Below are 26,829 nucleotides of genomic sequence, written 5' to 3' on the forward strand. Positions count from 1 at the left end.
GGCTATTTTAAAATAAATTGAAAAATCCGTTTGTTTGCTTATTTTTGCGTCAATTATTGCTTATTTGCTGATTATTTGAGCTGACTTTTGTAGTGTTTCGCTTAGCGGTTAGAGAAGCTTTTTAAAACTAATGCTTGGTTATTCCTATCTTTAGGCTTTTTAGACGATGCGTTTCTAGTTATTGAAGCGTAAACAGAGAACAGTGGTACAGAGTTGAATAAGCTTCCTATTACTTAGTTTTACAAAACTTTTAAAATCTTTATAAAGCACAACACCAAATAATACTGGCTCAAAACAGCTACATCACTGCTAAATAAATACGTTTAGTTTTATAACACTTATATAAGAAGACTTTAATACTGCCTACTATTAACCGGTAAAGGACGATTTTTAAAAACAATGTTAGTATTGCCCTAATAAACAAAGGTCGCTTCATATAGGTAACAACGACATGCAAAAACCAATTTCATCGTTTAAAGGAATGACTCCAGTGTTTGGAGCTAAGTGTTATATTGATAATTCCAGTGTCATAGTTGGCGATGTAGTTTGTGGGGACGAAGTGAGTATCTGGCCATTAGTCGCCGCCAGAGGTGATGTGAATAGTATACGAATTGGTCATAGAACTAACATTCAGGATGGTACAGTGCTACACGTTACCCGCTCCAGCGTTAATAACCCAGACGGATATCCATTAATTGTTGGTGACGACGTAACCATAGGCCACAAATGTATGCTGCATGGTTGTACATTGGGAAATCGTATATTGGTCGGTATGGGTGCAATTATAATGGACGGCGCGATAGTCGAAGATGATGTGTTTGTTGGTGCAGGTTGTTTAGTGCCACCAAATAAAACTTTAAAAAGTGGTTTCTTATATGTTGGCAGCCCGGCGAAACAAGCTCGAAAACTATCTGAAGCTGAAATAGCATTCTTAAAAGTTTCCGCAGACAATTACTTAGTGACTAAAGATGAATATTTAGCTGAAGTTTAAGCGCGACTTTAGAATTAACTAAGAACTGATACTTAGTTAAGTGGCAGTTCAGATTTAGAAAACGATATATCACCGTTTTGATTAAACTCTTCTTGTTCTATTAGCAAACTTATATGCTCTTCGAAATCAAATTGATGAAGAGCATAAAATGCTTCCGCTTCTTGTTGTGTCACTTCGGTAATATAACAGTTTACTAATGCACCGTTATTTATAGCGATAATTTTGAGTCCTTTATATCGCTCATCATATTCAAAGCCATCCACTATTTGAATAGCCTGATTCATAACATACGTCTTATCTGTTGCATTACCGGTTCAATGTCTGGCATGTAACCGCGCCACAATTTAAAACTATGGGCGGCCTGTCCGACCAACATACCTAAGCCATCACTCGTATGGGTAACTCCTAGTGTTTTGGCTCGTTCTACAAAAACAGTTGGAGTTGAAAGGTAAACCATGTCGTAAACCATAGTTGCTTGCGACAGCACATTGTCAGATAGATCAGGCAATTGACCACTTAAGCTCGCAGAAGTGCAGTTCACTATTAAATCAAAAGATTGTGATAATTTAGTATTTAGTTCCGAAAAATCTGCAGCACAAACCTGTTCATTAGCAAACCAGTTAGCAAGTTCTGCGGCTTTTTCTTTTGTACGATTCACAATCGTAATATTTTTAACGCCTTGCTCTAAGATAGGAAGAATCACTCCCCTCGCCGCGCCACCAGCACCAATTAATAAAATCCGCGTGTCAGTAAAGTCAAAGTGCTGATGTTTCAAGTCCAAGACTAAGCCAGGGCCATCAGTGGTTTCACCTCTGAAACGATTTTCATCTAAGCGAATAATCGTATTGATTGCGCCAGCTTTTACCGCTGCAGGAGAAAGCTCTGTAACCCATTCCACTGCGTCTTGCTTAAAAGGACTGGTTATGTTGCAACCTTTAGCATTAGGATCGGCGAAAAATTCATCTAAATTGGCTGAGAAATTTCCCTTTTGACCTAAAATCTTTTGATAATCAATAATTTCATTGCGTTGCTTAGCAAACGTTTGGTGAATAAGTGGCGAACGACTTTGTGCTATCGGATTACCAAACACAGCATATTTGTCTATTTCCAAAATCTATTACTTCCCTTTGTCTTGTTCGTTTAACCAGTCGCGTGGTTTAAGGAATTCTTCAGTGAGTCTAGCTTCTGGTGTATTTGACTGAGGTTGGAAATTATATTCCCAACGAGCTAACGGGGGCATAGACATTAAAATAGACTCTGTTCTTCCACCGGTTTGTAAACCAAATAATGTTCCTCGGTCATATACCAAGTTAAATTCAACGTAACGACCTCGTCGATATAATTGAAATTGTCTTTCTCGTTCCGAATAAGAGGTTTCTTTACGCTTTTCAACAATAGGTATATAAGCATCAAGAAAGCCATTACCGATAGACTTCATAAATTCAAATGATTGTTCGAAACCTAACTCATTGAGATCATCAAAAAACAATCCCCCAACCCCTCTGGTTTCGTTTCGGTGTTTGATATAAAAATATCTGTCGCACCATTCCTTATACTTTTCATACACCCCTTCCCCAAATGGCAAACAAGCCTGTTTCGCCACACCATGCCAATGCTGTACATCCTCCATAAACGGGTAAAAGGGGGTTAAATCGAAACCACCACCAAACCACCAAACGGGTTCTTCTCCTTCTTTCTCAGCCATAAAGAATCGAACATTGGCATGAGATGTTGGCACGTAAGGATTTTTTGGATGAATAACTAAGGACACACCCATTGCTTGAAAACTGCGGCCAATTAGTTCAGGTCGAGCGGCAGTAGCAGAATCGGGTAACTGGGTTCCAAACACATGAGAAAAGTTAACTCCACCTTGTTCAATTACTTGACCATTGGTCAGAACTCGAGTGCGGCCACCGCCACCTTCTTCACGCTGCCAATTATCTTGTTTAAACTGTTTTTTTCCATCAACTAATTCTAGGGTATGACAAATATCATCTTGTAGTTTCAGTAAAAAGCGCTTTACTGCATCTATATCGGGAGTACTTTTTGAGTTCATATTTAACTTGCTCTTACTGTTTCACCGGTTATGCCATTACGGATTTGACTTGGATTTTTTTGATTACCTAAAGTCCCATGCACGCACAGTAGGGAGGGACCAAATTGCGCATAGACTTGTTCGCATGTTTTAGCCGGTGGTTCACCGTTTAAATTCGCACTTGTCGATACAATTGCACTGTTAACTTGTTCACACATTTGGTTAACCACAGGATGATCACTCACCCGAACAGCTACCAAATCAGAGCCTCCGGTAATAAAGTCTGGTGTGCCTTGTTGTTTAGGTAGTAACCAGGTGTTTGGCCCAGGCCAAGAGTTTTTAACCTCAGCAAGTATCTCTGGGTTGATGGCGGAAAAGTTCACATATTGGGTTAGTTGCTGTTTACTGCTGGCAATCAATATCAAGCCTTTTTCCAGGCTTCTATTTTTTAACGCCAACAATTTCATTACTGCCGCTTCATTAGTTGGATCGCAGCCCAGACCGAAAACTGCTTCGGTGGGATACGCAAAAACTTCGCCAGCAAAAAACTGCTGCTTAAAATTTTGTGGATTTTGACTTATGTCCATTTGACTAGGGATACTTAAAAATCAGACGTGGAGTGTAATGCAAATGAGATAATGTGGAAAGACGTCAGAACGAAATGAGCTTATTTGCTATCAATAGGAACCTTGATACCGCAATCTTTTTGTGGACACTGATAATAAACCTGACCGTCCGCTTTCTTCTCTATTAAAACTGACCAATGACATTTAGGACAGGCTTTGTCTACCGGCTGCGAATTTAAAACATATTTACACTTTGGGTAGCCATCACAGGCGTAAAAACTTTTACCGAATTTATTTGTGCGTTTAATTAGTTTGCCTGTTTTACATGACGGACAGGCAATGTGGATGTCCTTTTGTTGCTTAACAGCTTCGATATGGTGGCAATCTGGATAACCAGTACAACCAATAAATAAACCAAATCGTCCTTTCTTAATCGCTAAGGTCATACCGCAGTCAGGACATTTAGAGCCGTCAATTTGTTTTAGCTCTACAGTTGCGTTGTCATGCAAGGGCTTAGCAAAATCACATGTTGGATATTGGCTGCAGCCTAGGAAAGCACCATTTTTGCCACGTTTAATTTGGAGTTTTGCGCCGCAGTCAGGACACACACCAAAATCTCCATCGAGTGCGTGTTCATGAGCGGCAAAAAGAGTGTGATCGATCTTAGACATAATCGATCATGCCATTTGCTTCAATTTGCAGTGGCTTATTGCCACAGATTTTACTACCTGAGATTTAATGCAAGGGGCCTTCTGGCTCTTCAAATAAAAGATCTTCCATTTGAGCGTAGGCGTTTTCTTTACCAGGAACGTTAAAGAGTACCATCAGCACAACCCACTTTAAGTCTTCGAGACAGAATTCTTTAGAGTCTATCTCCATTACTCTATCAACCACCATTTCTCTTGTTGCTGAGTCTAAAACATTAATCTGCTCTAAAAACATCAAGAAACCACGGCATTGCACATCCAATCGCATTTCTTCTTCTTGGGTATAAATACGATTAACTAAAGCACCACCGGATTTAACAAAATACGGGTTGATATCCGTTTCTTGTAAAGCGGCTAACTTTTCTAACCACGATAACGCTTTGTAGATTTCATCATGATGGAATCCAGCGCGCACGAGTTCGTCGGTCAATTCATCTTGATCAACACGAATTTCAGTTTCACTGTGAATGAAATTTTCAAACAGATACATGAGGATATCGAACATATTATTTACCCCTCAATTTGATGTAGCCTCCAGATACTGAGGCTACTAAACCACGCAACTCATATTCTAATAATTGCGCCAATACGACTTTAATCGGCATCTCGCTACGTTGTATAACGACGTCTAACGCAGTAACGTCATGATCTACACTATCTAACAATTTGTCGGTTGCCAAGCTTTCAATTGGACTTTTTTCACTGTTTTTAGAATATTCCGTAAGAACACAAGAATTAACGTTCTGAAATTCTTCAATTATGTCCTGCAGACTTGATACGAGTTTGGCGCCTTGTTTGATCAATAAATGCGCACCTTCACTAAGTGGGTTATTTATATTACCGGGAATAGCAAATACTTCGCGATTTTGCTCTATTGCATATTTTGCAGTGATCAATGAGCCACTTTTAATCGCGGCCTCTATCACCAATACACCAAGGGATAATCCGCTAACAATTCTATTTCTGCGAGGAAAGTTGTGAGGTGTGGGTTTAGTACTCGCCCTAAATTCAGACAAAATTACCCCCTCATTCTGAATAATGTCATGGGCTAGCTTAACGTTTCTTTTAGGGTAAAGATTATCTAATCCGCTACCTAATACAGCCAAAGTGTTTCCACCAGCGCTCAAGGCTCCTTGGTGGGCGCAAGCATCAATTCCCATTGCTAAACCACTGGTTATAGTAATTCCATGCGAAGCAAGCCCAGAAGCAATGTCAAATCCGCAGTTTCTACCGTAATGACTTGGATTACGGCTACCAACCATGGCAATTTGATTGGAGGCAAGTAAATTTTTATTGCCCCATCCGAAGAGAATCAGTGGTGGTCTAGCGATTTCAGATAATAAAAAGGGAAAGTCAGGGTGTTCAGGGTAAACAGCAAATCGCGAGCGCTCTGCAGCTAACCAATTAAGCTCCTTATCAACTAATCGTAAGTCAGGGGCAGTTATAGCCTGCACTTGAGCAGAATCAAAGCCCAAATCAGCCAACTGTGACTTCGAATAAGTTAATAGAGAATCAGCAGATAGGTTATAAACATGCTGAAATTTTTTGAGTTTGCCCATACCGAAGTTAGGAATTTGGTCAAGAATCAACCAACTCCGCAATGCTTCCTCGGTGTCCTTAGGGCGCTTTATATCAGCCTGTAGGTTTTGTTCACAGTGACGCACTTCCTGTGCCATGATCTGTCCTTAAATTTATTGCATTATATTTTACGGTTTAGCGACTATAGCTCCTTCGCGGATAGTTTTTGTCGAACGGGTAATCAATCCGTAACTTGCTTTTTTAAACACTTTGAACACTACAACCTCGCCAACTTTAATCGCAGGTTGTTGCAGTTCATCACTGCCGTCAAAAAGATTATCAATAAAGCTATTTTCACCATCGTACTTTGGATCGTTACTAACTTGGATATTCGGGCCTTGTACGTAAATACCTAAAACAGTACCTGGCTTCACTTTGCGGCTGCCTAAATCAAGTATTACAACATCATACTTACCAAGAAGTTGATGCTGTTCTAAGCTACTAATAATTTTGCCTTTTTGACGGGTTGCAGCTTTTAATCGCATACTCCCCATTTGCATAGCTTCACTTGGAAGCAGTTTGTCGCCTCGCCTTGCTTCAAAATTGGCATCTTCCACTTTTACTAGATGTTGACCTTCGACATCACTTTCCAATGGCGTCGCATCAGCGACATGACGAATTTGAAAACCAAGCAGGTTGTCATATTGGTCACGAAGCTCATTTTGTTTTCTGACCACGTTATATTGCTCAGGCGTATCCGAATCAGCTTTCGTTAAGACTAAGTCACCTGAAGCAAATGCTGTATTTCCATCTTGATTTCCCAATAAGTAGGGAAGCTGCTCGTACTCCTCTTCATCCATAATGGTACTACTTTCAATGTATGGTCGGATAATACTCCAGGGCAACGTATTAATCGGTTGCACTGTTTTCAACTCTTTACGCCCTTCTGGAGAAAGTTTGATTTGCGGCTTAGGGTCATCACGGACAATATCGAGAATAGGTTCGCCTTGTTCGTTATACCTTAAACGTAATTCGTCACCAGGATAAATTAAATGGGGATTGTTGATGTGTACGTTATTGCGCCATAACTCAGGCCATAACCAGGGCTTGCTTAGATACATATTCGATATATCCCACAACGTATCGCCCTTTTTCACCACATAAACTTGCGGTGCAGTCTGCTTAATATTAATTACGTCTGCAATTGTTGCCAATGGTAAAAACAATAGCATTACCAGAAGTTTACTCAATCTTTTGCCCATACCAACCTCATCATGCAGCGAACCTTGTTGTTAAGTATCGACCTAAACACTGATTTGCTTGATCGAACTTTAATTCTATTTAGGCTAGAATAGCGCCTTAAATGATTCAATAGCGTATTTTATTGAACCGTATAGTAATTAATACTGACCCTAGGTACAGTTTTTCTAAAAATGTACCTTATATTCACCAAAGTATAGTGTAGCTGAAGATCAAGATGGCCATTTTAAACGTATTAAAATTTCCCGACGAACGACTTCGAACAGTCGCTAAGCCTGTAGATAAAGTCGACGGAGAAATAACCAAGTTAATTGAAGACATGTTCGAAACCATGCGAGAAGAAAACGGTATCGGACTTGCCGCCACGCAAGTGGACGTACATAAACGTGTAGTTGTTATGGATATTTCTGAAGACCAAAATACTCCGCGAGTATTTATTAATCCTGAAATCATTGAAATGGATGGAGAAGCCATCAGTGAAGAAGGTTGTCTATCAGTACCTAATAATTATGCAAAAGTAGAACGTGCAGAACACGTAATCGTAAAAGCGTTAGATGCAGAAGGTAAAGAATTCACCTTGGAGGCGGATGGCTTGTTAGCAATATGCATTCAACATGAACTTGATCACCTCAAGGGTAAGTTATTTGTAGATTACCTGTCGCCATTAAAACGCAAGCGTATCCGCAGTAAGTTAGAAAAAGAAGCGCGTCTTGCCGCTCGCGCATCTTGATGTTTGGAGTGCTACATTGAGCAAAAAATTGAACATAGTGTTTGCCGGTACTCCGGACTTTGCAGCACAACATTTACAAGCATTAATTGATTCAGAACATAATATTCTAGCCGTATACAGTCAACCTGATCGTCCGGCTGGGAGAGGTAAAAAACTGCAAGCAAGTGCGGTTAAACAATTGGCTCTAGAACACAACATTAATGTTCAACAACCATTGTCTTTAAAAGCACCCGAAGCGCAAAAAATATTAGCTGAATTAAAACCAGATATTATGATTGTTGTGGCGTACGGATTGATTTTGCCGCAAATCGTTTTAGATACGCCTAGATTAGGCTGCTTAAATGTACACGGTTCTTTATTACCTCGCTGGCGCGGCGCTGCACCTATTCAACGCTCGATTTGGGCGGGTGACGAGCAAACGGGTGTGACTATTATGCAAATGGATAAGGGCTTAGATACCGGTGCGATGTTGCTTAAAAAAGCAATACCAATAGGCCCTTCGGATACCAGCGCTAGCTTATACGATAAATTGGCAAAAATTGGCCCAGATGCATTGCTAGAATGTTTAGCTAAAATTGAAAACATTGAGCCAGAAATACAAGATAATGCACTTGCCAATTACGCTGAAAAACTCAGCAAACAAGAAGCATTAATTGATTGGCAAATGACGGCAGAGCAAATAGAACGCAATGTCCGAGCATTTAATCCTTGGCCCGTGGCCTACTTCGAACTAACCCCTGAGGAAAGTGAACAGCCAATTGCCATCAAACTTTGGGAAGCAAGCTTAATCAATACAGGTAATGTGAATAGTGAACAACCAGGGAAAATTGTTTCGGTCACCAAAAAAGGTATTGAAATAACCACAAGTGAAAACAATTTATTACTAACTAAATTGCAAATCCCCGGAAAAAAACCGATGACAGTAGCAGACATAGTAAATGCTAGGAAAAATTGGTTTGTAACAGGCCAATCCCTCTCGTGAGTACCCCATCCAATGAGAAAAGAGTGACCAAGACAAATAAAACATTGCGAGCTGATGCGGCAAAAGTACTTTATCAAATTTTAGAAAATGGTCAGTCTTCTCGGGAATCCCTGCCCAAAGTCCAAGAGTTATATTCAGATAAAGACAAAGCCTGGTTGCAAGAGATGGTATACGGCGTACTGCGCCAACTACCGGTATTGCAAAGCTGGTTAAGGCTATTATTAGATAAACCGTTAAAAAATAAATACAAAGTTGCTGAGCATTTGATCATGCTGGGGTTTTATCAACTGGCATTTACCCGAGTATCCACCCATGCTGCGGTTTCTGAAACGGTAGCGGCAGCACGACAACTAAAAGTTGAACCGCTAAAAGGTTTGGTAAACGCATTGTTGCGCAACTTTATTCGACAGGAGTTAGCGCAGCAAGTTATTCAAGATCCGCAGATACGCTCAGGCCTGCCTAAGTGGTTATTCAAGCGGCTACAAGTAGCGTACCCCGAACAATTAGAAGAGCTTTGCAGTGCAATGCAGCAAAGACCGCCAATCTGGTTACGAGTCAACAGCCGTCAAACCGATATCAACACATTCAAGGGCCTGTTAGAAGAACAAGAAGTTGGTTACGAGCTAAGTGAAGAGCATACCGATGGATTGATACTTTCAAAGAGCCAAGACATCACTCAGTTACCTGGTTATCAACAAGGTCTATTTGCAGTGCAAGATGGTGCAGCTCAATTAGCAGCGAGTTACTTAGATGCTCAAGAAGGCGACCTAGTATTAGATTGCTGTGCAGCCCCAGGTGGGAAAACCTGCCATATATTGGAACGCCAAGCAAACTTGCAGAAATGTGTAGCCTTAGATATTGATGACTCGCGCTTAGATAGAGTACGAGAAAATTTAACGCGCCTAAAATTAGATGCAGAATTAGTCGCTGCCGATGCGCTTGATACCAGTAGTTGGTGGGATGGCCAGTTATTTGACCGAATTCTACTCGATGCCCCTTGCTCAGCAACAGGTGTTATAAGACGTCATCCAGATATTAAGTGGCTGCGTAAAAATGCGGATATTGAAGCATTGGTTGGTTTACAACAGCAGATACTCACAGCCATGTGGCAAATATTAAAGCCAGGCGGTACGTTATTGTACGCAACTTGTTCTATTTTACCTGAAGAGAATCACCTACAAATCAGTGAATTCTTAGAAAACAATGCAGATGCTACACTCAGTGAATTGAGCAATCCGTCTAAAACACCTTTCCCAGGAAGACAAATTCTACCCGGAGAAAAACAAATGGATGGTTTCTATTATGCGAGACTGCTAAAGTCTTCTAATGCAAAGTAAATTGTTTCGAAATTAACACATCATGAAAATTATAATTCTAGGTGCTGGTCAAGTAGGCGGTACATTAGCCGAAAACTTGGTAGGTGAAAAAAACGAAATTACCGTAATTGATTCAGATCTAGATACCTTGCGGTCGTTGCAAGACCGACTGGATTTGCGCGTAGTACACGGTGTTGGCTCTCACCCTGATATTTTAGCAAAAGCCGGTGCCGAAGATGCAGACATGTTGATCGCTGTTACCAACAGTGATGAAAGTAACATGATGGCCTGTCAGGTTGCCCACTCTCTTTTCAATACACCCACAAAAATTGCTCGAGTTCGCTCCGAACAATATATTATTCATCAAGATAAATTGTTTCACCATCAAGATATTCCTGTAGACCACCTAATCGCTCCAGAACAATTAGTCACCAAAGCGATTAAGCGCTTGATTGATTATCCAGGTGCGTTACAAGTCGTGGAATTTGCCGATGGTAAAGCAAGCTTAGTCGCCGTTAAGGCGTATTACGGTGGCCTGTTAGTAGGTCACGCGTTATCTACGCTGCGGGAACACATGCCCAATGTTGAAACTCGGGTGGCTGCCATTTATCGTCGTGGAAAACCAATAAGACCGTTGGCATCAACCGTCATTGAGGCCGATGATGAAGTGTTTTTTATCGCTGCAACTAAACACATTAGAGCAGTGATGAGCGAACTGCAGAAATTAGAGTCAAGTTATAAACGAATTATGATAGCTGGCGGAGGTTTAATTGGCGCCGGACTGGCTAAACGATTAGAGCACAATCATAACGTCAAACTGATCGAATACTCCCAAGAGCGAGCCAAATACTTATCAGCACATTTGGATAAAACCATCGTCTTTTGTGGGGATGCTTCCGACCATGAATTATTGACAGAAGAGAATGTGCAACAAGTTGACGCTTTTATAGCGGTAACGAATGACGACGAAGCAAATATTATGTCGGCCATGTTAGCCAAGAGACTGGGTGCACAAAAAGCCATGGTATTGATCCAAAGAAGTGCTTATGTTGACTTGGTTCAAGGCGGCGAAATTGATATTGCATTTTCACCACAACAAGCGACGATATCTGCTCTGCTTACCCATATCCGACGTGGTGACATAGTCAATGTTTACTCATTACGTAGAGGTGCAGCCGAAGCCATTGAAGCAATTGCCCATGGTGATGAAAACACCTCGAAAGTTATCGGCAAAAAAATAAGCGATATTAAGTTACCACCAGGAACAACCATAGGCGCAATCGTTCGCCAAGATGAAGTTATTATCGCCCATAGCACCACATCAATCGAAGCGAACGACCACGTTATCTTGTTTTTAGTCGATAAAAAATTCATCTCAGATGTGGAAAAATTATTCCAGCCCAGCGCATTCTTTTTTGGTTAGTTAAACAATAGTTGTATATCCTTATTAATATAAGTTGTGCTACTTTGCGCTATTATTGCAGTTAAACCTGTTGAGACACCCTCAACTTTTATACAGAGACAAAAAAATGAAACATATTGCCATTTTACTTACTGTTGCTACATTAACTTTTTCAGCTCAATCTCATGCCGAAGGCTGGTTTGATTCATTAAAAAGTATGTTTGGAATGAGTGAAGAAGCGGAAGAAACAGTGCCAACTACGAGTGCGATGGTAGGCAGCCTAATTGAAAATTTGAACGTCGATTCATCACAAGCAGAAGGTGGCTTAGGTTCATTGTTTAATTATGTAAAAGGTAATTTGACTGCTGACAAATTTAGTCAGTTATCTGAAACTTTGCCAGGCATTAACGAACTTATCAGCGCAGCTCCTGACGTAAGTGAGTTAAAAAGTACTGATGGGCTAGGTTCATTATTAGACAAAGCTGCAGAGTACAACGACTCAGTTAAAGCCATTAATGAAGTGAAAAAACAATTCGAAGCACTAGGTCTTAAACCTGAAATGATTATGCAGTATGTAGAACAAGCTAAAGCATATCTAGATACAGAAGAAGGCAAGCAAGCTAAAGACTTATTAATGCAAGGTATCGGCAATTTAATGGGCCAAACTGGCAACTAAAATAAATCTATTTCCATTCTATCTTTTAATAATACTGCTTTTAACTGGCGATTATTGAAAGATAGAAGCTTGTTAGGTGAGGGATATTCACCGGCATGACAAAAATCATTTTAACATTAAGTTCATCAAAAACTGGTGTTAAAATGAACAATGTTGAACTATAGTATTGTTAATACGTTGTATTTAATTTTGTATTTTAACTTTTAAGGAGGAAAGTTATGAATATTCAAACTTTCTCAAACAAAGTCACTTTCCCACGTTTTTGTATATTTGTAATGTTATTCACACCTCTATTCAGTTGGTCTGATCCGCAATCAGACGCAGACGAATTAGCCAAGATGCAAGCCCAATTAAATAAAGAAGTAATGGCTAAACCATTTTTGGCAGAAAAGCCGGAAGAAGTTGATGCTTATATAAAAAGCATGCTAGAAAAAAATGTAAAACCAGCGGAATATTCAGGACAAAATTGGCGCCCAGGATATACCTGCCGAGATTTACTTAGATATAATTGGAGAGAATATCGAAACTGTCGTTATTATTACCGATATTATGGACGTTATTACTAATAATAGTTTTTTTATTTAACCTCACCACACAATACTAATAAACATTAAAAAGGTAATTATAAAAATGAAAAGGAATCAACACTTCAATTTTTTGATATTCGCAATGCTCACGCTCATGTTGTCTGGGTGTGCGGCTGTGCATACGTCAATAGCCAAAAAAGATTTAGATGTTCAAACTAAATTAAGTACCTCAATCTTTGTTGATGCTGTGGCACCTGAAAAACGCAAAATATATCTTGAAGTTCGTTCTGCAGTAATGGAATTTGACCGAAATGCGTTTCGTGAAGCATTAGTATCGCAAATTTCAGGCAGTGGAAATGGTTACTCATTTGTAGACAGTCCAGAAGATGCACAATTTTCAATGAGTGTGTTTGTACGGAACCTCGAAAAGGCTTCACCTACAGCGGCAGCGAACTACCTAAGAACTGGTTTTGAAGGTGTAGCCGCAGGGTCTGCGCTAGGTTATGCCGCTGGAGGTGGTTATCGTGATGCAGCAGCAGGTGGTCTTGTTGGTGGGTTAGTGTCTACCGCAGCAAACGCATTTGTTAAAGATGTGACTTTTTTATTAGTCGCTGATATTCAAATAAAGGAACGTGCACGTTCTGGCGTTTTGGTCCGCAGAGATTCAAAAATTAACACCAAAATATCTGATGATGGTGCTACCACGCAAACCTATTCAGAAGCAACGAATCAAAAAGAATATCGCACCAGAGTAGTCACTACAGCGAATAAAGCCAATTTAGAGTTAGAAGAAGCACAACCTACTATGTTTGATAAAACAGCATATGCAATGGCGTCATTTTTCTAAATTTTACTGCTAGGCATACGATTCTAGTGTATGCCTAAACCATACTTTTCAAATCAGCGATGTTTTGTATACCCAATAACGTATTCAAACATCGCTTCTTATCTCACTCAGACTCACACTGCATCATCCCAAGTTGACATAGCATCTACCCATAGGTCCGGTTTTACGCTAGAAAAAAGATAAATTGAGACTGCTAGTATCAGTCTCCGCGCAGCTATCAAAGTTTATGTGTCTTTTTAGATTAGCTACGCCAGAATGTTGGAGAGAATAAGACTAATAGAGAAAACACTTCAAGTCGTCCAAATAACATCGCAATAATTAACAACCACTTCCCTGAATCAGAAACATCAGCAAAAGTACCGGCCACTGTACCCAATCCTGGACCTAAATTGTTTAGTGTTGCAGCGGTAGCAGAAAACGCCGTTAAATTATCCATACCTGTGGCTATCAAGCCGATCATAATGACCACAAATATCATCGCATAAGCAGAAAAGAACCCCCACACAGCTTCTACAACTCGCTCAGGCATAAGTCTATCCCCTAACTTTACAGAATATACCGCTTTGGGATGTATCAACCTTTCAACTTCTCGTTTACCTTGCAGGTATAAAAGGAAAACGCGAATGACTTTTAATCCTCCACCCGTTGAGCCAGCACAGCCACCGATGAAACTGGAAAAAATTAATAATATAGGTAGGAATACCGGCCAGCTGGTAAAATCAGTGGTCACAAACCCAGCCGTGGTACTAATAGATACGGCTTGGAATATTGCCTGATTAAAAGCGGTTTCAGCGGTGCCAAATATCTGGTGGTTTACCAAAACCAAAAAACACACCAGAATCAATACGAACTGAATGAAAAAGAAGGCCTTAAATTCTGGATCATAAATATATCCTCGCAACGAACGTCCGCTGGCAGCAGCGTAGTGCAAGGCGAAATTTAATGCTGCTATCCATAAAAAAACCACACAGATAAGATTAATTACAGGACTGTTAAAATGACCTAAACTTGCATCGTAAGTAGAGAATCCGCCGATGGCGATAGTCGAAAATGAGTGACAAATGGCGTCAAACCAATCCATACCAGCAACCCAATAGGCGATTGAACAAGCTACGGTAAGAGCAAGGTAGATGTACCACAAGTGTTTTGCAGTATCTGCAATCCGAGGTGTCATTTTAGAATCTTTAACTGGGCCAGGAGTCTCAGCACGATAAAGCTGCATGCCCCCTACCCCTAGAATGGGCAGGATAGCTACGGCAAGTACAATAATTCCCATACCGCCTAACCATTGTAGTTGTTGACGATAAAACTGAACAGATTTTGGTAGGTATTCGATCCCTTCAATAACGGTGGCCCCCGTTGTCGTTAATGCCGAAAATGACTCAAAAAACGCATCTGTAACCGTCATTCTGGGTTGATCGAGCAACAGAAATGGAAAGGCACCAAAACTGGCCAACACCACCCAAAACAAAACGACAATTAAAAACCCTTCTTTTGCACGTAAGTCATTTCGGTGACGTCTATTGGGATACCAAATTGCTAAGCCAGTGAATAAGATTAAAAAGAATGCAAGTATGAATGGCAGCCCACTGCCATCTTCAAAAATCAATGAGATAGTTGCAGGAAACAACATTGTTGAGCTGAACAATGCGACCAATAACCCCAGAATACGAATGATAGTGCGGTATTGCATCATTGCGTATTCGGCCTTTTTTGAGGCCACTGGTCGCACCGGTAATTTGGATTCATATTTGTTGTATCTCTAACAAGACCAAGCCTTGTATATTTAATGTTTGGTTATTTATGCAATTATCATCTGCAAGCTTACAAATCTAAAGTACTAATTGTAATTAATCTAGGTTTAAAATGTTGTTTTTGTTGAGCTTGCGACCTTGGGCTGAGGTAAAACTGCCCTTTTGAGAGCATTTTAACTAATAGTTAAAATCTAACGACCAACATTTTTGATAGATCTCCGCCCCTACCAAGCATGCAAAATGTAGATTCATTGGCAGGTAAGCAGCGCTAAAACCGAAAGTTTGTAAGCGCTAACATACGAGTTATATTTTTTAATTATTTTTACTGTACAAAGAACTTGAAATTGATAAATCGCTAGACGCTAGCCCTTTGTTTTTGTGGCTTATGCAAATGTGTATTTTAACCCTCAAGTTTTGATTCAAAAATAGTTTAAGCCAGAACCTTCCCTATTGTTTTTTATGTGGTACATTGCCGCCCTGCTCGATTTTCAGCTAATCAGAATCTGTCGATTTGCCGCGATAAATGGAACTTATTAGAGCAGTCCAGTTTTACAATCTTAATGGTTTTTAAGCTGTAAGAACTGCTAGATCAAGTTGGGACGACAAACCAGCCCATGCTAGAAACAACAATCTAGAATAAGCTATTTACAATAAAGCTCTCTAGAATAAAAAAGTTATCCACAAGATAATAAAAAAAATATGTTAAAGGATATTCTTTCTCCTTAATAACGAAAAGTACAGCCGATAAGGCTTTGAACACATTGAAAAGATTTATTTTTGATGCGTTTAACCGTGCGTGATACTTTTTATCTACAAAGTTATCCACAACTTTGGTGGTAGATGCTAAAGCCTTTATGTGGCATTCTGACGCCTTTTCCAGCTTAATCAATATGGATCTCTTCTATGGCATCGGTTCCAAACAATCCTTTTATCCTTGTAGATGGCTCATCTTATCTTTTTAGAGCGTTCCACGGCATGCCGCCGTTAACCAATTCGAAGGGTCAAGATACGGGTGCAATCTACGGCGTAGTTAATATGTTACGCAGCCTTATACAGCAATATTCACCTACGCATATGGCTGTCATTTTTGATGCTAAAGGGAAAACCTTTAGAGATGATATTTATCCTGAATATAAAGCCAACCGCCCGCCCATGCCTGATGAATTGAGAAGTCAGATTGCACCTTTACATGCCATCATTAAAGCAATGGGGTTACCTTTGATTGTTGAAGATGGGGTTGAAGCCGACGATGTAATTGGCACCTTAGCGCAACAAGCCACTGAACAAGGCATCCCTACCCTGATCAGCACCGGCGATAAAGATATGGCTCAACTGGTTAATGAACACGTTACGTTAATTAACACCATGAACAACCACATCATGGATAAAGACGGTGTAATCGAAAAATTTGGCATACCTGCCAATTTAATAATCGACTTTTTAGCGCTCAAAGGCGACAAAGTGGATAATATTCCAGGTGTTCCAGGGGTGGGCGATAAAAGCGCTTTAGGCTTGCTACAAGGTATTGGCAGCATTGATGAAATCTATAAAAATTTAGATAAGATTGCAGAGCTTGAGTTTAGAGGCGCTAAGAAAATGGCCGACAAGATGCGTGAATTTGAAACTCAAGCACGACTTTCTTATGAACTTGCCACCATTAAACTTGATGTGAAGCTCGAATTTGGACCGACTGAACTCAGCCCCACACCACCGGCACATGAAGAGTTAGTAGAGCTGTTTAAGGAATACGAGTTTAAACGTTGGTTAGCCGAAGCAACTGACGGCCGCAGTATACTGAATTCAGCGAATAAATCTGCCAGTGCCACGGCGACAGTAGATGAAACAGACGTTAATACTCCTCCAAAAGTTGAAGAAACAGCTTACACCACAATATTAACCGAAGCCGAATTAGAGGATTGGCTAAGCCGTTTAGAACAAGCTGAATTGTTTGCCTTTGATACCGAAACAACGAGCCTAAATTATATGGAGGCAGAATTAGTCGGTATGTCATTTTCGGTAAAGGCAGGCGAAGCTGCATACCTGCCTTTAGCCCATGACTATTTGGATGCACCGGAACAACTAGACCGCGCAATGGTATTAGAAAAATTCAAACCTTTGCTGGAAAGTGAATCCCATAAAAAAGTCGGACAACACCTGAAGTACGACAAAAATGTATTAGCGAATTACAATATTGTACTTCGCGGAATTGAATTCGATACCATGCTTGAATCCTACGTCCTCAATAGCGTGGCCACACGCCACGACATGGATAGCCTATCGAAGTATTACTTACAACATAACGCAATTAGTTTCGAAGAAATTGCAGGTAAAGGCGCTAAACAATTAACCTTTAATCAAATACCGCTAGAAAAAGCTTCCCCTTATGCCGCTGAAGACGCAGATGTTACTTTACGCTTGCACCAAGAGTTGTGGCCAAAGCTGTGTGAACACGAATCACTAAAACACGTATTACTCGACATTGAAGTCCCGCTGGCATCGGTGTTAGCTAAAATGGAACAAAGAGGCGTGTTAATTGATAGTCAAACCTTATTGCAACAGAGTCAAAATTTAGCTTCTCGTATTATGCAATTGGAAAAAGAAGTTCATGAAATGGCTGGCGAAGAGTTTAATCTTGGTTCAACCAAACAATTGCAGGAAATTTTATTTAATAAGCTAGATTTGCCGGTCTTGAAAAAGACCCCAAAAGGCGCACCATCTACTGCTGAGGAAGTACTTCAAGAACTCGCTTTAAACTATCCTTTGCCGAAACTTTTGATGGAATTTAGAGGGCTAACCAAACTAAAGAATACCTATACAGATAAACTACCTAAGATGATAAACCCTAGAACAGGTAGAGTGCACACTAGTTATCATCAGGCGATTGCTGCCACAGGACGTTTATCATCCACCGAACCAAATCTACAAAATATCCCAATCAGAACCGAAGAAGGCAGAAAAGTTAGGCAGGCCTTTGTCGCGCGAAAAGGTTATAAAATTGTCGCAGCCGATTATTCTCAAATTGAATTAAGAATAATGGCGCATCTGTCAGAAGATAAAGGGCTTTTGGACGCTTTTTCTTCCGGTAAAGATGTGCATAAGGCCACGGCTGCAGAGGTATTTGGCGTCGCTCTAGAAAATGTTACTACAGAGCAAAGGCGCAGTGCTAAGGCGATTAATTTTGGTTTAATTTATGGGATGTCTGCGTTCGGTTTAGCCAGACAATTAAATATTCCAAGGCAAGATGCACAAAAGTACATGAATTTGTACTTTGAGCGATACCCTGGCGTATTAAAATATATGGAACAGACCCGAGTAGCCGCAAAAGAAGACGGTTTCGTTTCTACCGTGTTCGGGCGACGTTTATACCTTCCAGATATCAACGCTAGTAATGGCATGAGAAGACAAGGCGCTGAACGAGCAGCGATTAATGCACCTATGCAAGGAACCGCGGCCGATATTATTAAAATGGCCATGTTGAAGGTAGATGATTGGATCGAGAGCCTGAAAAATGACGATGTGCAAATGATCATGCAGGTACACGATGAACTTGTTTTTGAAATAAAAGAACAAAACATAAAAGAAAACACACAATCCATAATAACCTTGATGGAGAACGCCTGTGACCTATCAGTACCTTTAATAGTAGAGGCTGGAGAGGGTGAGAATTGGGATGAAGCGCATTAATAAAGTGCTTAAATCTAATCTAAACCCGATTATTTCTGTAATAATATTACAAAAATATTTGATTTTTTCAATTCCATAGCTAGAATGAGCTTTGTAGGGTACAGAGGTTAACTTATTAAGTTAGATATACCTTTGCTTTCGACCCCAGCAATTTGCTGGGGTTTTTTTATGCCTTTTAGAACCGTCCCAGCCTAACACTATCAGCTATAACTAAGACCTTTTTAATTCGCTATTAAACGCCTGCACATCAAATGCTGAATAGACTCGCAGCCATCAAATAATCAAGATGAGAGCAGTTTGAATTTATTAGTTTTCGAAAACTCGAATTTGAAATTATCAATAAAACAGGAATTTTTTTACAAAGCGGTGAACTTTATTGAAATGAGCTACTCTGAATATACGGTTTTTATGTGTTTTCTCTCTATCCTGTGCCCCTTCTTTTGAAGGGGCTTTTTTTTATCTAAAAAGTAAATTAACCCTCGATAGGTTTTTCTTTATCAGCAAAACCCAACCATTCATCTAATACTCTTTCAACGTTGTCCAGGCCTAGACCATTTAATGAAGAAAAAACATGCACTGTAACGTCACCACAAAACGCCATAGACGCTTCTCTTGCCATTAATAGTTGTGCTTTACGTTTTCCCGCCTTTAGCTTGTCAGCCTTTGTTAACAACGCTAATACAGGCAAGTTGCGCTCCACTGCCCAGTAAATCAATTGTTGATCTAAATCTTTGAAAGGATGACGGATGTCCATTAACACCACTAAGCCAGCAAGACTTTTGCGTACTTGTAAATATTCACCTAGGGCTTTTTGCCATTTAAGTTTCATATCCAAAGGTACTTTGGCATAACCATAACCAGGCAAATCTACTAATCTTCGCCCTTCTTCAATCTCAAATACATTGATTAACTGTGTTCGGCCTGGTGTTTTACTGGTTCTTGCTAAACTTTTTTGACGGGTAAGACGATTTAGGGCACTGGATTTTCCCGCGTTTGAACGACCGGCAAAAGCGACTTCGTTGCCCTCGTCTTGTTCAAGATGATTGATATCTGGGGCACTGGTAACAAACTTGGCGTGACTGTAATGACTCACTCGAACTCTCTTTAAAAACGGTAATTAGGGGTAAATTTCTGGCATAGTATACCATTTAACTGCATTTATTAGCGTAAAACACTGAAATATCCACACAATTGTTCGGGAAATGATTTTATCGCGCCATTAAATGTGTAAAATACTGATATTCTATTAACCAATGCATAAGATGTTTTGAGAGTCACTATGAAAAAATTGGGTTTGTTGGTGTGTTTGACCGTAGGTTTTTCTGCTTCAGTATTTGCCAAAGGCGACGCACAAGCGGGTGAAGGGTTAGTTACAAGCAAAGGCTGTGTTGCCTGTCATGGTGCAGATGGAAATAGCCCTCTGGATATTTATCCGTCCATAGCCGGCCAACACGCTGAATACATTGCAAAGCAGCTAAAAGAATTAAAGCTAGGTGGTGAAACAGCAGGTGCAGAGGGACGTTACGATCCGGTCATGAGTTCACAAGCAGCATTGTTGAACGAGCAAGAAATGCTAGATTTAGCAGCATACTTCGCTACCCAGGAAGCAAAACCTGGTACTACTCCAGAAGACGTAGTGGAAAAAGGCGGTGAATTGTATCGCGGTGGCGACCTAGAGCGAGGCATCACAGCTTGTATTGCCTGTCATGGACCTAGAGGTAATGGCTTAGGCTTAGCTGGATTCCCAGATATTAGCGGCCAAAAAGCAGCTTATTTGAAGTCTCAGTTAGAGAAGTTTAAAGCAGGCACTCGTGCTAATGACTTAAATGGAATGATGCGAGATATTGCAACCAAGCTAACTGATGAAGACATTGAAACTCTTTCTCAGTATTTAGGCGGACTACACTAAGTTTTTTACTTAGCAACAAATAATTTCGACAAAAAAGTGAACCTTTTTAGACTAAAAGGTTCACTTTTTTTGTTAATAGATGTAAATAAGTTGTAAATTTTATTTTTTGCTGTATTCTTTGCGCAAATAAAAAGAAGGATTAACAAACCTTATAAGGTTTGTCAGGGAAGTTAGAACAGCTAATAATAATAACAATCCGCTGTTCATTGAGGTTCCATTTTGGAAATTATGGATTAACTATAAAGCGTCAGGAAGACCCAAAACAATATAACAACTTCGTTAGCAATAATAAAAAGTGAAGTGCAAGACAAGGAAAGCAATACAGGTTTAGGATGAACACGTAACGGGAGAAGTGTCATAAGACACTCTATATTTAAAAGGTAACAGGTTCCTGTTACCGTTTTTCTTATCTGCGTCTTTATAACGTCAAATTAAGTCAATCGATTCAACCAATTCAGCAAGCATATTAAATCTGTATATGTAGGTTTAAAATGCGCTAAAATGAAGAATCGACTTAATATGGCAATCAATTATGGCTAGAGTAAAAAAATCACGTAAAGTTGGACGCATTGGTGTCCCTAAAGAAAGTTGGGCGCCAAGAAAGCCCAAAGATCCAACCAACACTAAACCTAAAAAGCATAAAGGCAATCCCTCGGGAAGTCGTCATAGCGCCGTGGAACTTAACCAGCAGGCGCCGAATCAATCGAAGCAAAACGATCCTCGCATCGGCAGTAAAAAGCCTATTCAGCTAATTGTAGAGCCGAAGGAATTCAAATCTAAACCTAAACCAAGTAAACCGAAATATTTCTCCCCCGCTCAAGAGCTAGCAGAACTGGAAGATAATGAACGTTTGAATAATTTGCTAGACAACATGGATAGTGGAATAGCATTGAATGCTGACGATAAACGTTATGTCGAACGAAAACTCGCCAGACATAGAGAATTATGTGAACTGCTAGGTATAGATGTAGAACCTGAAGCAAAAGACAAGCAAGTTGAAGGTAAAGAAGACGATCCTTTTGCACGCTTTGAGTCTATTAACATAGATGAATTTAAATAGGAGATAAGGTTTTGTCGGTTTTAGAGTATACGCTGGTAGCGTTAGCACTTTTGATCATTGGGTCTCTCGCGTTTTATGCAGGCAAATTACTGTTTCAATTAAAACGACAGAAACAAGCCCAACAAAAAGCAAGACAAGATCGTGTCGTTAGAATTATGGAAAGTGTTCACACCATTGCCTTGGCAGTAGAACAGCAGCAATGTAACTTATCTGAAGGTGCGATTAGATTGGTCAACTTGTTAGACAGTGTACCTGTGGCGTCACCACCAAATTGCCAACGGGACTATCCCAATCTGTATAATTTGTTTTTGGCAGTTAGGGAGTTGCCTACGCACCAACAGCGCAAAGCTTTGGCACCTGAAGTAAGAGCGCAGCAAGACCAAAATAGAGAAGAACAAGAGGCCAAATTGGAGTCTGCTATTTTAAAAGAAATGGTGATGATAAGGTCACTTAGTTTTAACTAGTTTAGGCCTGTTTATAGCAGTGGCAATCGGTAGTGTGGTCATTGACTAGCCCTACCGCCTGCATAAACGCATAACAAATCGTCGTACCAACAAAGCTAAAGCCCTTTTTCTTAAGGGCTTTAGACATTTCCTCAGATTCTGGTGTAGAGGTTGGCACTTCACTGGCGCTAACCCAATGATTTGTTATCACCTTATTGCCGACAAAACTCCAAATAAACTGATCGAATTCAATCCCCTCCTCTTGCATTTTTAAATAAGCTTTTGCGTTGTTAATGATAGATTTAATTTTTAAACGATTTCTGACTATGCCTTTGTCTAACATTAAACGTTCGATATCTTGGTCATCAAATAGTACGATTTTTGTTGGTTCAAAATTGTGGAATGCAGCTTCATAGTTTTGTTGTTTTTTTAGAATCGTAATCCAGCTTAGTCCCGCCTGTTGACCATCTAGACACAATTTAGCAAACAAATCGATAGGGTCCCTGACCGGCCTACCCCATACCTTGTCATGATATTCTTGATAAATTGGATCTTTGCCCACCCAACTACAGCGATTAGTATCCACATTCTTTCCTTATTTCACGCAAAATTCCCAACAACTTGGGCTTAACTTGCATGTTTATTACAAAATTCGATGAATTAGCCTACATTCAAAGCAAGACAAAAGGTATACTTGCGGGCATTTTTTTAGTAACCGATAATGTAGTGATTGTACATGCAAAAGTTTGATATTAAGACGTTTCAGGGCCTTATCCTCGCATTGCAGGATTTTTGGGCTCGTCAAGGCTGCGTAATTATCCAGCCATTAGATATGGAAGTGGGTGCAGGTACCTTCCATCCAATGACATTTTTAAGATCCTTAGGTCCCGAGCCGATAAGCAGCGCTTATGTGCAACCTTGTCGTCGTCCTACAGATGGACGCTACGGTGAAAACCCAAATCGTCTACAACATTATTACCAGTTCCAGGTAATGCTTAAACCTTCACCTGATAATATTCAAGAGCTTTACCTAGATTCACTTAGAGAGTTAGGTTTTGATCCATTAGTGCACGACATACGCTTTGTTGAAGACAACTGGGAGTCCCCCACTTTGGGCGCTTGGGGTCTTGGTTGGGAAATTTGGTTAAACGGAATGGAAGTCACTCAGTTTACTTACTTCCAGCAAGTAGGCGGATTGGAATGCGCCCCTGTCACTGGCGAGATTACCTACGGCTTAGAGCGTTTAGCAATGTACATCCAAGGTGTCGACAGTATCTATGATTTGACCTGGACTGACGGCCCAATGGGTAAAGTAACTTATGGCGACGTTTTTCATCAAAATGAAGTTGAACAGTCTGCTTATAATTTTGAACATGCAGATGTTAAAGCCTTGTTTGGAACCTTTGATCAATGCGAAAAAGATAGCCAACGACTAATTGAAGCAGGACTTCCACTTCCAGCTTACGAACAAGTAATGAAAGCATCTCACGCATTTAATATGTTAGACGCACGTCACGCAATATCGGTAACAGAACGCCAACGTTACATACTAAGAGTGCGCACTCTGGCAAAAGCAGTAGCAGAAGCCTACTACCAAAGTCGTGAAAAACTCGGGTTTCCCATGTGTAAAGATGACGCAAAACAGGGAGGCAAAGGTGATGCGTAAAGAAAATTTGTTAGTTGAATTAGGAACAGAAGAACTTCCACCAAAAGCACTGAAGAACTTAGCGCAAGCGTTCGCAGATAGTATTAAATTAGGTTTTGAAGCAGCAGATTTAGAATTTGATGCTATCGAAAGCTTCGCCACGCCGCGACGCCTAGCGGTCAGAGTCATAGCATTGGCCGAGAAGCAACTTGACAAGCAAGTCGAAAAACGTGGTCCTGCAGTCACAGCCGCATTCGATGCACAAGGCAATCCTACAAAGGCAGCAGAAGGCTGGGCTCGTTCAAATGGTATTAGTGTTGACCAAGCACAGCGACTCAAGACCGATAAGGGTGAATGGCTCTTACATGTTGCCAATGTAGCCGGTCAGACGTTAACGACCTTATTGGAAGAAATCGTTGAAAGCGCATTAAAGAAATTACCTATCCCTAAAGCAATGCGATGGGGTAATAAAGGAATTCAATTTATACGCCCTGTACACACGCTCTGTATGCTTTACGGAGAAAGTATAGTTGCGGGCTCAGTATTAGGTTTAACGTCAAGCAGAACGGTTAACAGCCACAGATTCCATGGTGAAACCAGCTTCGAGCTAGCCCATGCTGACGATTACCAAACTCAGCTTAAAAATCATTATGTAATTGCTGACTATCAAGCCCGCCAAGATATCATCAAACAACAGCTTCAAGACGCTGCAGCTCAAGAAAACGGTGTAGTTGAACTTGAACAAGAGTTGTTGGATGAAGTAACGGCATTGGTTGAATGGCCCGTAGTATTAGTTGCTAATTTTGAGGACGAATTTTTACAAGTACCAAAAGAAGCCCTAATTTATACAATGAAAGGCGACCAAAAGTACTTCCCGATGTTAGATACTAATGGCGAGCTTAAATCTCGATTTTTATTCGTAACCAATATCGAAAGTAAAGATCCCGCTCAGGTTATTCACGGCAATGAAAAAGTAATTCGTCCCCGTTTAGCGGATGCCCGATTCTTCTTTGAAACTGATAAAAAGCGCACATTAGAAAGTCGTCTAGATAGTTTAGAAACAGTTTTGTTCCAAAAACAATTAGGTACCTTAGCGGATAAGTCTCGCAGAATTTCTAAATTAGCCGCAAAAATTGCCAAACATATCGGTGCCGATGAAGCCCAGGCAGCTAGAGCTGGATTATTATCAAAAACTGATTTAATGACAGAAATGGTAATGGAATTTCCAGATGTTCAAGGCATCATGGGAATGCATTATGCGAATCACGATGGCGAAGATGCAGTTGTTGCAAATGCATTAAACGAACAATACATGCCTCGTTTCTCTGGTGATGCCCTACCCCAATCTAACGTGAGCTGTGCCGTTGCACTTGCCGATAAGCTAGATACTTTAGTAGGTATATTCGGTATTGGACAATTACCTAAAGGTGACAAAGACCCCTTTGCACTTAGACGCGCAGCAATAGGTATATTGAGAATAGCTGTTGAACTGAAACTACCAGTAGATTTGACCGTGTTAGTGAGCGATGCATACCAACTATTGCAAGACAAAATAAATAACAACGACACTGAAGAACAAGTTGTTGACTTTATTTTAGGTAGATTTAGAACCTGGTATCAGGAACAAGGCATTGAAGTTGATGTCATACAAGCAGTACTTTCTCGACGACCTACAGCACCTGCGGATTTCGATGCGCGTATCCATGGTGTTAAACAGTTTAAGTTACTACCTTCAGCTCAAGCCTTAGCTGCAGCAAACAAACGTGTAGCTAACATATTAGATAAGAATAATGTATCTGATGAATATAAGCTGGATGCTAGCCTATTGGTAGAGTCTGAAGAGAAACATTTAGCCGATGAGATATCTCGCATTCAAGAAGAAGTAGCGCCATTGTTAGCAAAAGCCAATTATGAAGCTGTGTTGCAAGTTCTTTCGCAACTGGCAAGCAGTATCGATGCATTCTTTGATAATGTAATGGTAATGGCCGACGATCAGTCTGTTAAGAATAATCGCCTCGCACTTCTACTGCAATTACGTCAGTTGTTCCTTAAGTGTGCCGACATATCATTATTAAGATACGAATAAAACGAAGTTGAGGTTTAAATACAAGAATATGAAAAATAGAATCGCTTTGATTTTTCTAGTCAGCACCTTTGTTTCCGGCTGCTCAACGACCTTTGTTGAGCAGATAATGGAAAAAGACTACCAAAGCTTCTATCTACGAGGAGTCTTTACTTGGTGGGAAGCTGATGAGAATTATCGAATTAAGAAAGTAAACGGTAATCTGTATAAGGCAACCGTGAAGCTCATCGCAGATGGTCAGCCCTATGATTTTAAATTTGCAGACGAAAATTATACCCCTGGATATGACTGTGGCAGCCCTTCCGGCTCTGCTGGAAAAGTACTAACTGTGGGTAAAGCAGCAAAGTCGTCTTGTGAAAATCCTGGCGGTAATTTTCAATTTACTCCAGATGAAACAGGCGCATATGACTTTTTTATCGATTTTACCAGTGAACAATCTCCGGTTGTTTATATTGAAAAATCCTAAGTATTAGTTAACTCTTGCATACTCACCTCTTAGGGAAACCTAGGAGGTGAGACGCTATAACCTCCATAGAAAGTCTTAATATCCCCTCTATCATCCCGTTAAATCAGAACAAAATAGATGTTCCATATCTATTCAGTAGTCGCTCTTTTACTCCATACATTAAAATCAACGCTAACGCCTGCTCTTTTTGATCTATTATTGCGCGGTTAAAATTGATATTTTTAAATT

The 26,829-nt window shown here is 40.3% G+C and carries 26 protein-coding genes; 15 read left to right on the plus strand and 11 right to left on the minus strand.

The window, feature by feature from the left end:
- The first annotated feature begins 451 nt into the window (after positions 1-451).
- Complete coding sequence (locus ABWV72_RS18200) at positions 452-991, plus strand: gamma carbonic anhydrase family protein (protein WP_216046766.1); 540 nt, start codon at positions 452-454, stop codon at positions 989-991.
- A 32-nt stretch (positions 992-1,023) separates the two neighbouring features.
- On the opposite strand, the gene ABWV72_RS18205 is transcribed toward ABWV72_RS18200, so the two are convergent.
- From ABWV72_RS18205 to ABWV72_RS18240, 8 genes are all read right to left on the minus strand, one after another.
- On the minus strand, positions 1,024-1,275 hold the full coding sequence (locus tag ABWV72_RS18205; RefSeq protein ID WP_216046767.1) for a DUF1488 family protein: 252 nt from the start codon (positions 1,273-1,275) through the stop codon (positions 1,024-1,026).
- Positions 1,272-2,102 carry a shikimate dehydrogenase gene (aroE, locus tag ABWV72_RS18210; protein WP_216046768.1) on the minus strand — a complete coding sequence of 277 codons (831 nt, stop codon included), beginning with the start codon at positions 2,100-2,102 and terminating at the stop codon, positions 1,272-1,274. The genes ABWV72_RS18205 and aroE overlap by 4 nt, the downstream gene beginning before the upstream one ends.
- A 6-nt stretch (positions 2,103-2,108) precedes the next feature.
- Positions 2,109-3,047: an oxygen-dependent coproporphyrinogen oxidase gene (gene hemF, locus ABWV72_RS18215; RefSeq protein WP_216046769.1), complete on the minus strand. Its 939-nt coding sequence runs from the start codon at positions 3,045-3,047 to the stop codon at positions 2,109-2,111.
- 2 nt (positions 3,048-3,049) lie between these two features.
- Positions 3,050-3,613 (minus strand): L-threonylcarbamoyladenylate synthase type 1 TsaC, encoded by a 564-nt coding sequence (gene tsaC / locus ABWV72_RS18220; RefSeq protein ID WP_353372249.1) that lies wholly within the window; start codon positions 3,611-3,613, stop codon positions 3,050-3,052.
- Between the two features lie 80 nt (positions 3,614-3,693).
- Positions 3,694-4,263, minus strand: a complete 570-nt coding sequence (locus tag ABWV72_RS18225) for a DNA topoisomerase family protein (RefSeq protein WP_216046771.1) — start codon at positions 4,261-4,263, stop codon at positions 3,694-3,696.
- Between the two features lie 64 nt (positions 4,264-4,327).
- Positions 4,328-4,804: a DUF494 family protein gene (locus ABWV72_RS18230; RefSeq protein ID WP_216046772.1), complete on the minus strand. Its 477-nt coding sequence runs from the start codon at positions 4,802-4,804 to the stop codon at positions 4,328-4,330.
- Position 4,805: 1 nt separating this feature from the next.
- Positions 4,806-5,975: a DNA-processing protein DprA gene (gene dprA, locus ABWV72_RS18235; protein WP_216046773.1), complete on the minus strand. Its 1,170-nt coding sequence runs from the start codon at positions 5,973-5,975 to the stop codon at positions 4,806-4,808.
- A 30-nt stretch (positions 5,976-6,005) separates the two neighbouring features.
- Complete coding sequence (locus ABWV72_RS18240; protein ID WP_353372252.1) at positions 6,006-7,067, minus strand: LysM peptidoglycan-binding domain-containing protein; 1,062 nt, start codon at positions 7,065-7,067, stop codon at positions 6,006-6,008.
- A gap of 227 nt (positions 7,068-7,294) precedes the next feature.
- Here ABWV72_RS18240 and def point away from each other — a divergent pair, with 227 nt between their 5' ends.
- The 7 genes from def to ABWV72_RS18275 all read left to right on the plus strand — a co-directional run bounded on the left by def (position 7,295) and on the right by ABWV72_RS18275 (position 13,557).
- Complete coding sequence (def, locus tag ABWV72_RS18245) at positions 7,295-7,807, plus strand: peptide deformylase (RefSeq protein WP_216046775.1); 513 nt, start codon at positions 7,295-7,297, stop codon at positions 7,805-7,807.
- A 16-nt stretch (positions 7,808-7,823) separates the two neighbouring features.
- The gene (fmt, locus tag ABWV72_RS18250; protein ID WP_353372254.1) at positions 7,824-8,789 is read left to right on the plus strand and encodes a methionyl-tRNA formyltransferase; all 966 of its coding nucleotides are present in this window, start codon (positions 7,824-7,826) and stop codon (positions 8,787-8,789) included.
- Between the two features lie 23 nt (positions 8,790-8,812).
- Positions 8,813-10,126, plus strand: coding sequence for a 16S rRNA (cytosine(967)-C(5))-methyltransferase RsmB (rsmB, locus tag ABWV72_RS18255; RefSeq protein ID WP_353372256.1), 1,314 nt, complete (start codon positions 8,813-8,815; stop codon positions 10,124-10,126).
- A 22-nt stretch (positions 10,127-10,148) separates the two neighbouring features.
- Positions 10,149-11,528, plus strand: coding sequence for a Trk system potassium transporter TrkA (gene trkA / locus ABWV72_RS18260; protein ID WP_216046778.1), 1,380 nt, complete (start codon positions 10,149-10,151; stop codon positions 11,526-11,528).
- Positions 11,529-11,634: 106 nt separating this feature from the next.
- Positions 11,635-12,183, plus strand: a complete 549-nt coding sequence (locus ABWV72_RS18265) for a DUF2780 domain-containing protein (RefSeq protein WP_303501993.1) — start codon at positions 11,635-11,637, stop codon at positions 12,181-12,183.
- A gap of 275 nt (positions 12,184-12,458) precedes the next feature.
- Complete coding sequence (locus ABWV72_RS18270; RefSeq protein ID WP_252728753.1) at positions 12,459-12,749, plus strand: hypothetical protein; 291 nt, start codon at positions 12,459-12,461, stop codon at positions 12,747-12,749.
- Between the two features lie 64 nt (positions 12,750-12,813).
- Entirely contained in the window at positions 12,814-13,557 is a 744-nt protein-coding gene (locus tag ABWV72_RS18275; protein ID WP_216046780.1) for a complement resistance protein TraT, read from the plus strand.
- Positions 13,558-13,798: 241 nt separating this feature from the next.
- Here ABWV72_RS18275 and ABWV72_RS18280 read toward each other — a convergent pair whose 3' ends face one another.
- Positions 13,799-15,250: a TrkH family potassium uptake protein gene (locus ABWV72_RS18280; protein WP_216046813.1), complete on the minus strand. Its 1,452-nt coding sequence runs from the start codon at positions 15,248-15,250 to the stop codon at positions 13,799-13,801.
- A 964-nt stretch (positions 15,251-16,214) separates the two neighbouring features.
- Between ABWV72_RS18280 and polA the strand changes: the two genes are divergently transcribed.
- Positions 16,215-18,995 carry a DNA polymerase I gene (gene polA / locus ABWV72_RS18285; RefSeq protein WP_216046781.1) on the plus strand — a complete coding sequence of 927 codons (2,781 nt, stop codon included), beginning with the start codon at positions 16,215-16,217 and terminating at the stop codon, positions 18,993-18,995.
- 472 nt (positions 18,996-19,467) lie between these two features.
- On the opposite strand, the gene yihA is transcribed toward polA, so the two are convergent.
- Entirely contained in the window at positions 19,468-20,088 is a 621-nt protein-coding gene (gene yihA, locus ABWV72_RS18290; RefSeq protein ID WP_303501988.1) for a ribosome biogenesis GTP-binding protein YihA/YsxC, read from the minus strand.
- Between the two features lie 186 nt (positions 20,089-20,274).
- Here yihA and ABWV72_RS18295 point away from each other — a divergent pair, with 186 nt between their 5' ends.
- The 3 genes from ABWV72_RS18295 to ABWV72_RS18305 all read left to right on the plus strand — a co-directional run bounded on the left by ABWV72_RS18295 (position 20,275) and on the right by ABWV72_RS18305 (position 22,428).
- Positions 20,275-20,904 carry a c-type cytochrome gene (locus ABWV72_RS18295; RefSeq protein WP_353372260.1) on the plus strand — a complete coding sequence of 210 codons (630 nt, stop codon included), beginning with the start codon at positions 20,275-20,277 and terminating at the stop codon, positions 20,902-20,904.
- A 532-nt stretch (positions 20,905-21,436) separates the two neighbouring features.
- Positions 21,437-21,964, plus strand: coding sequence for a Der GTPase-activating protein YihI (gene yihI / locus ABWV72_RS18300; protein ID WP_216046784.1), 528 nt, complete (start codon positions 21,437-21,439; stop codon positions 21,962-21,964).
- Between the two features lie 11 nt (positions 21,965-21,975).
- Positions 21,976-22,428, plus strand: a complete 453-nt coding sequence (locus ABWV72_RS18305) for a DUF2489 domain-containing protein (RefSeq protein ID WP_216046785.1) — start codon at positions 21,976-21,978, stop codon at positions 22,426-22,428.
- 1 nt (position 22,429) lies between these two features.
- Here ABWV72_RS18305 and ABWV72_RS18310 read toward each other — a convergent pair whose 3' ends face one another.
- Positions 22,430-22,993, minus strand: a complete 564-nt coding sequence (locus ABWV72_RS18310) for a DNA-3-methyladenine glycosylase I (RefSeq protein WP_216046786.1) — start codon at positions 22,991-22,993, stop codon at positions 22,430-22,432.
- A gap of 150 nt (positions 22,994-23,143) precedes the next feature.
- On the opposite strand from ABWV72_RS18310, the gene glyQ reads away from it, so the two are divergent.
- From glyQ to ABWV72_RS18325, 3 genes are read left to right on the plus strand one after another with little or no spacing between them, the layout of a single operon-like run.
- Positions 23,144-24,073: a glycine--tRNA ligase subunit alpha gene (gene glyQ, locus ABWV72_RS18315; RefSeq protein WP_216046787.1), complete on the plus strand. Its 930-nt coding sequence runs from the start codon at positions 23,144-23,146 to the stop codon at positions 24,071-24,073.
- Positions 24,066-26,138: a glycine--tRNA ligase subunit beta gene (glyS, locus tag ABWV72_RS18320; protein WP_353372263.1), complete on the plus strand. Its 2,073-nt coding sequence runs from the start codon at positions 24,066-24,068 to the stop codon at positions 26,136-26,138. Before glyQ ends, glyS begins: the two co-directional genes overlap by 8 nt.
- A gap of 28 nt (positions 26,139-26,166) precedes the next feature.
- Entirely contained in the window at positions 26,167-26,601 is a 435-nt protein-coding gene (locus tag ABWV72_RS18325) for an early set domain-containing protein (RefSeq protein ID WP_216046789.1), read from the plus strand.
- Positions 26,602-26,829 lie beyond the last annotated feature (228 nt).

The organism is Aliiglaciecola sp. NS0011-25 (assembly GCF_040370605.1).
Taxonomy (GTDB): Bacteria; Pseudomonadota; Gammaproteobacteria; order Enterobacterales; family Alteromonadaceae; genus Aliiglaciecola; species Aliiglaciecola lipolytica_A.

Bases quoted from the DNA above. Each gene is read 5' to 3' on its own strand.
- ABWV72_RS18225 (WP_216046771.1), bottom strand. From the start codon at position 4,263: ATGTCTAAGATCGATCACACTCTTTTTGCCGCTCATGAACACGCACTC.
- glyQ (WP_216046787.1), top strand. From the start codon at position 23,144: ATGCAAAAGTTTGATATTAAGACGTTTCAGGGCCTTATCCTCGCATTG.
- polA (WP_216046781.1), top strand. From the start codon at position 16,215: ATGGCATCGGTTCCAAACAATCCTTTTATCCTTGTAGATGGCTCATCT.
- ABWV72_RS18230 (WP_216046772.1), bottom strand. From the start codon at position 4,804: ATGTTCGATATCCTCATGTATCTGTTTGAAAATTTCATTCACAGTGAA.
- ABWV72_RS18200 (WP_216046766.1), top strand. From the start codon at position 452: ATGCAAAAACCAATTTCATCGTTTAAAGGAATGACTCCAGTGTTTGGA.
- hemF (WP_216046769.1), bottom strand. From the start codon at position 3,047: ATGAACTCAAAAAGTACTCCCGATATAGATGCAGTAAAGCGCTTTTTA.
- glyS (WP_353372263.1), top strand. From the start codon at position 24,066: ATGCGTAAAGAAAATTTGTTAGTTGAATTAGGAACAGAAGAACTTCCA.
- ABWV72_RS18280 (WP_216046813.1), bottom strand. From the start codon at position 15,250: ATGCAATACCGCACTATCATTCGTATTCTGGGGTTATTGGTCGCATTG.
- tsaC (WP_353372249.1), bottom strand. From the start codon at position 3,613: ATGGACATAAGTCAAAATCCACAAAATTTTAAGCAGCAGTTTTTTGCT.
- ABWV72_RS18265 (WP_303501993.1), top strand. From the start codon at position 11,635: ATGAAACATATTGCCATTTTACTTACTGTTGCTACATTAACTTTTTCA.
- ABWV72_RS18275 (WP_216046780.1), top strand. From the start codon at position 12,814: ATGAAAAGGAATCAACACTTCAATTTTTTGATATTCGCAATGCTCACG.
- def (WP_216046775.1), top strand. From the start codon at position 7,295: ATGGCCATTTTAAACGTATTAAAATTTCCCGACGAACGACTTCGAACA.
- ABWV72_RS18270 (WP_252728753.1), top strand. From the start codon at position 12,459: ATGTTATTCACACCTCTATTCAGTTGGTCTGATCCGCAATCAGACGCA.
- yihI (WP_216046784.1), top strand. From the start codon at position 21,437: ATGGCTAGAGTAAAAAAATCACGTAAAGTTGGACGCATTGGTGTCCCT.
- dprA (WP_216046773.1), bottom strand. From the start codon at position 5,975: ATGGCACAGGAAGTGCGTCACTGTGAACAAAACCTACAGGCTGATATA.
- ABWV72_RS18295 (WP_353372260.1), top strand. From the start codon at position 20,275: ATGAAAAAATTGGGTTTGTTGGTGTGTTTGACCGTAGGTTTTTCTGCT.
- trkA (WP_216046778.1), top strand. From the start codon at position 10,149: ATGAAAATTATAATTCTAGGTGCTGGTCAAGTAGGCGGTACATTAGCC.
- ABWV72_RS18205 (WP_216046767.1), bottom strand. From the start codon at position 1,275: ATGAATCAGGCTATTCAAATAGTGGATGGCTTTGAATATGATGAGCGA.
- ABWV72_RS18325 (WP_216046789.1), top strand. From the start codon at position 26,167: ATGAAAAATAGAATCGCTTTGATTTTTCTAGTCAGCACCTTTGTTTCC.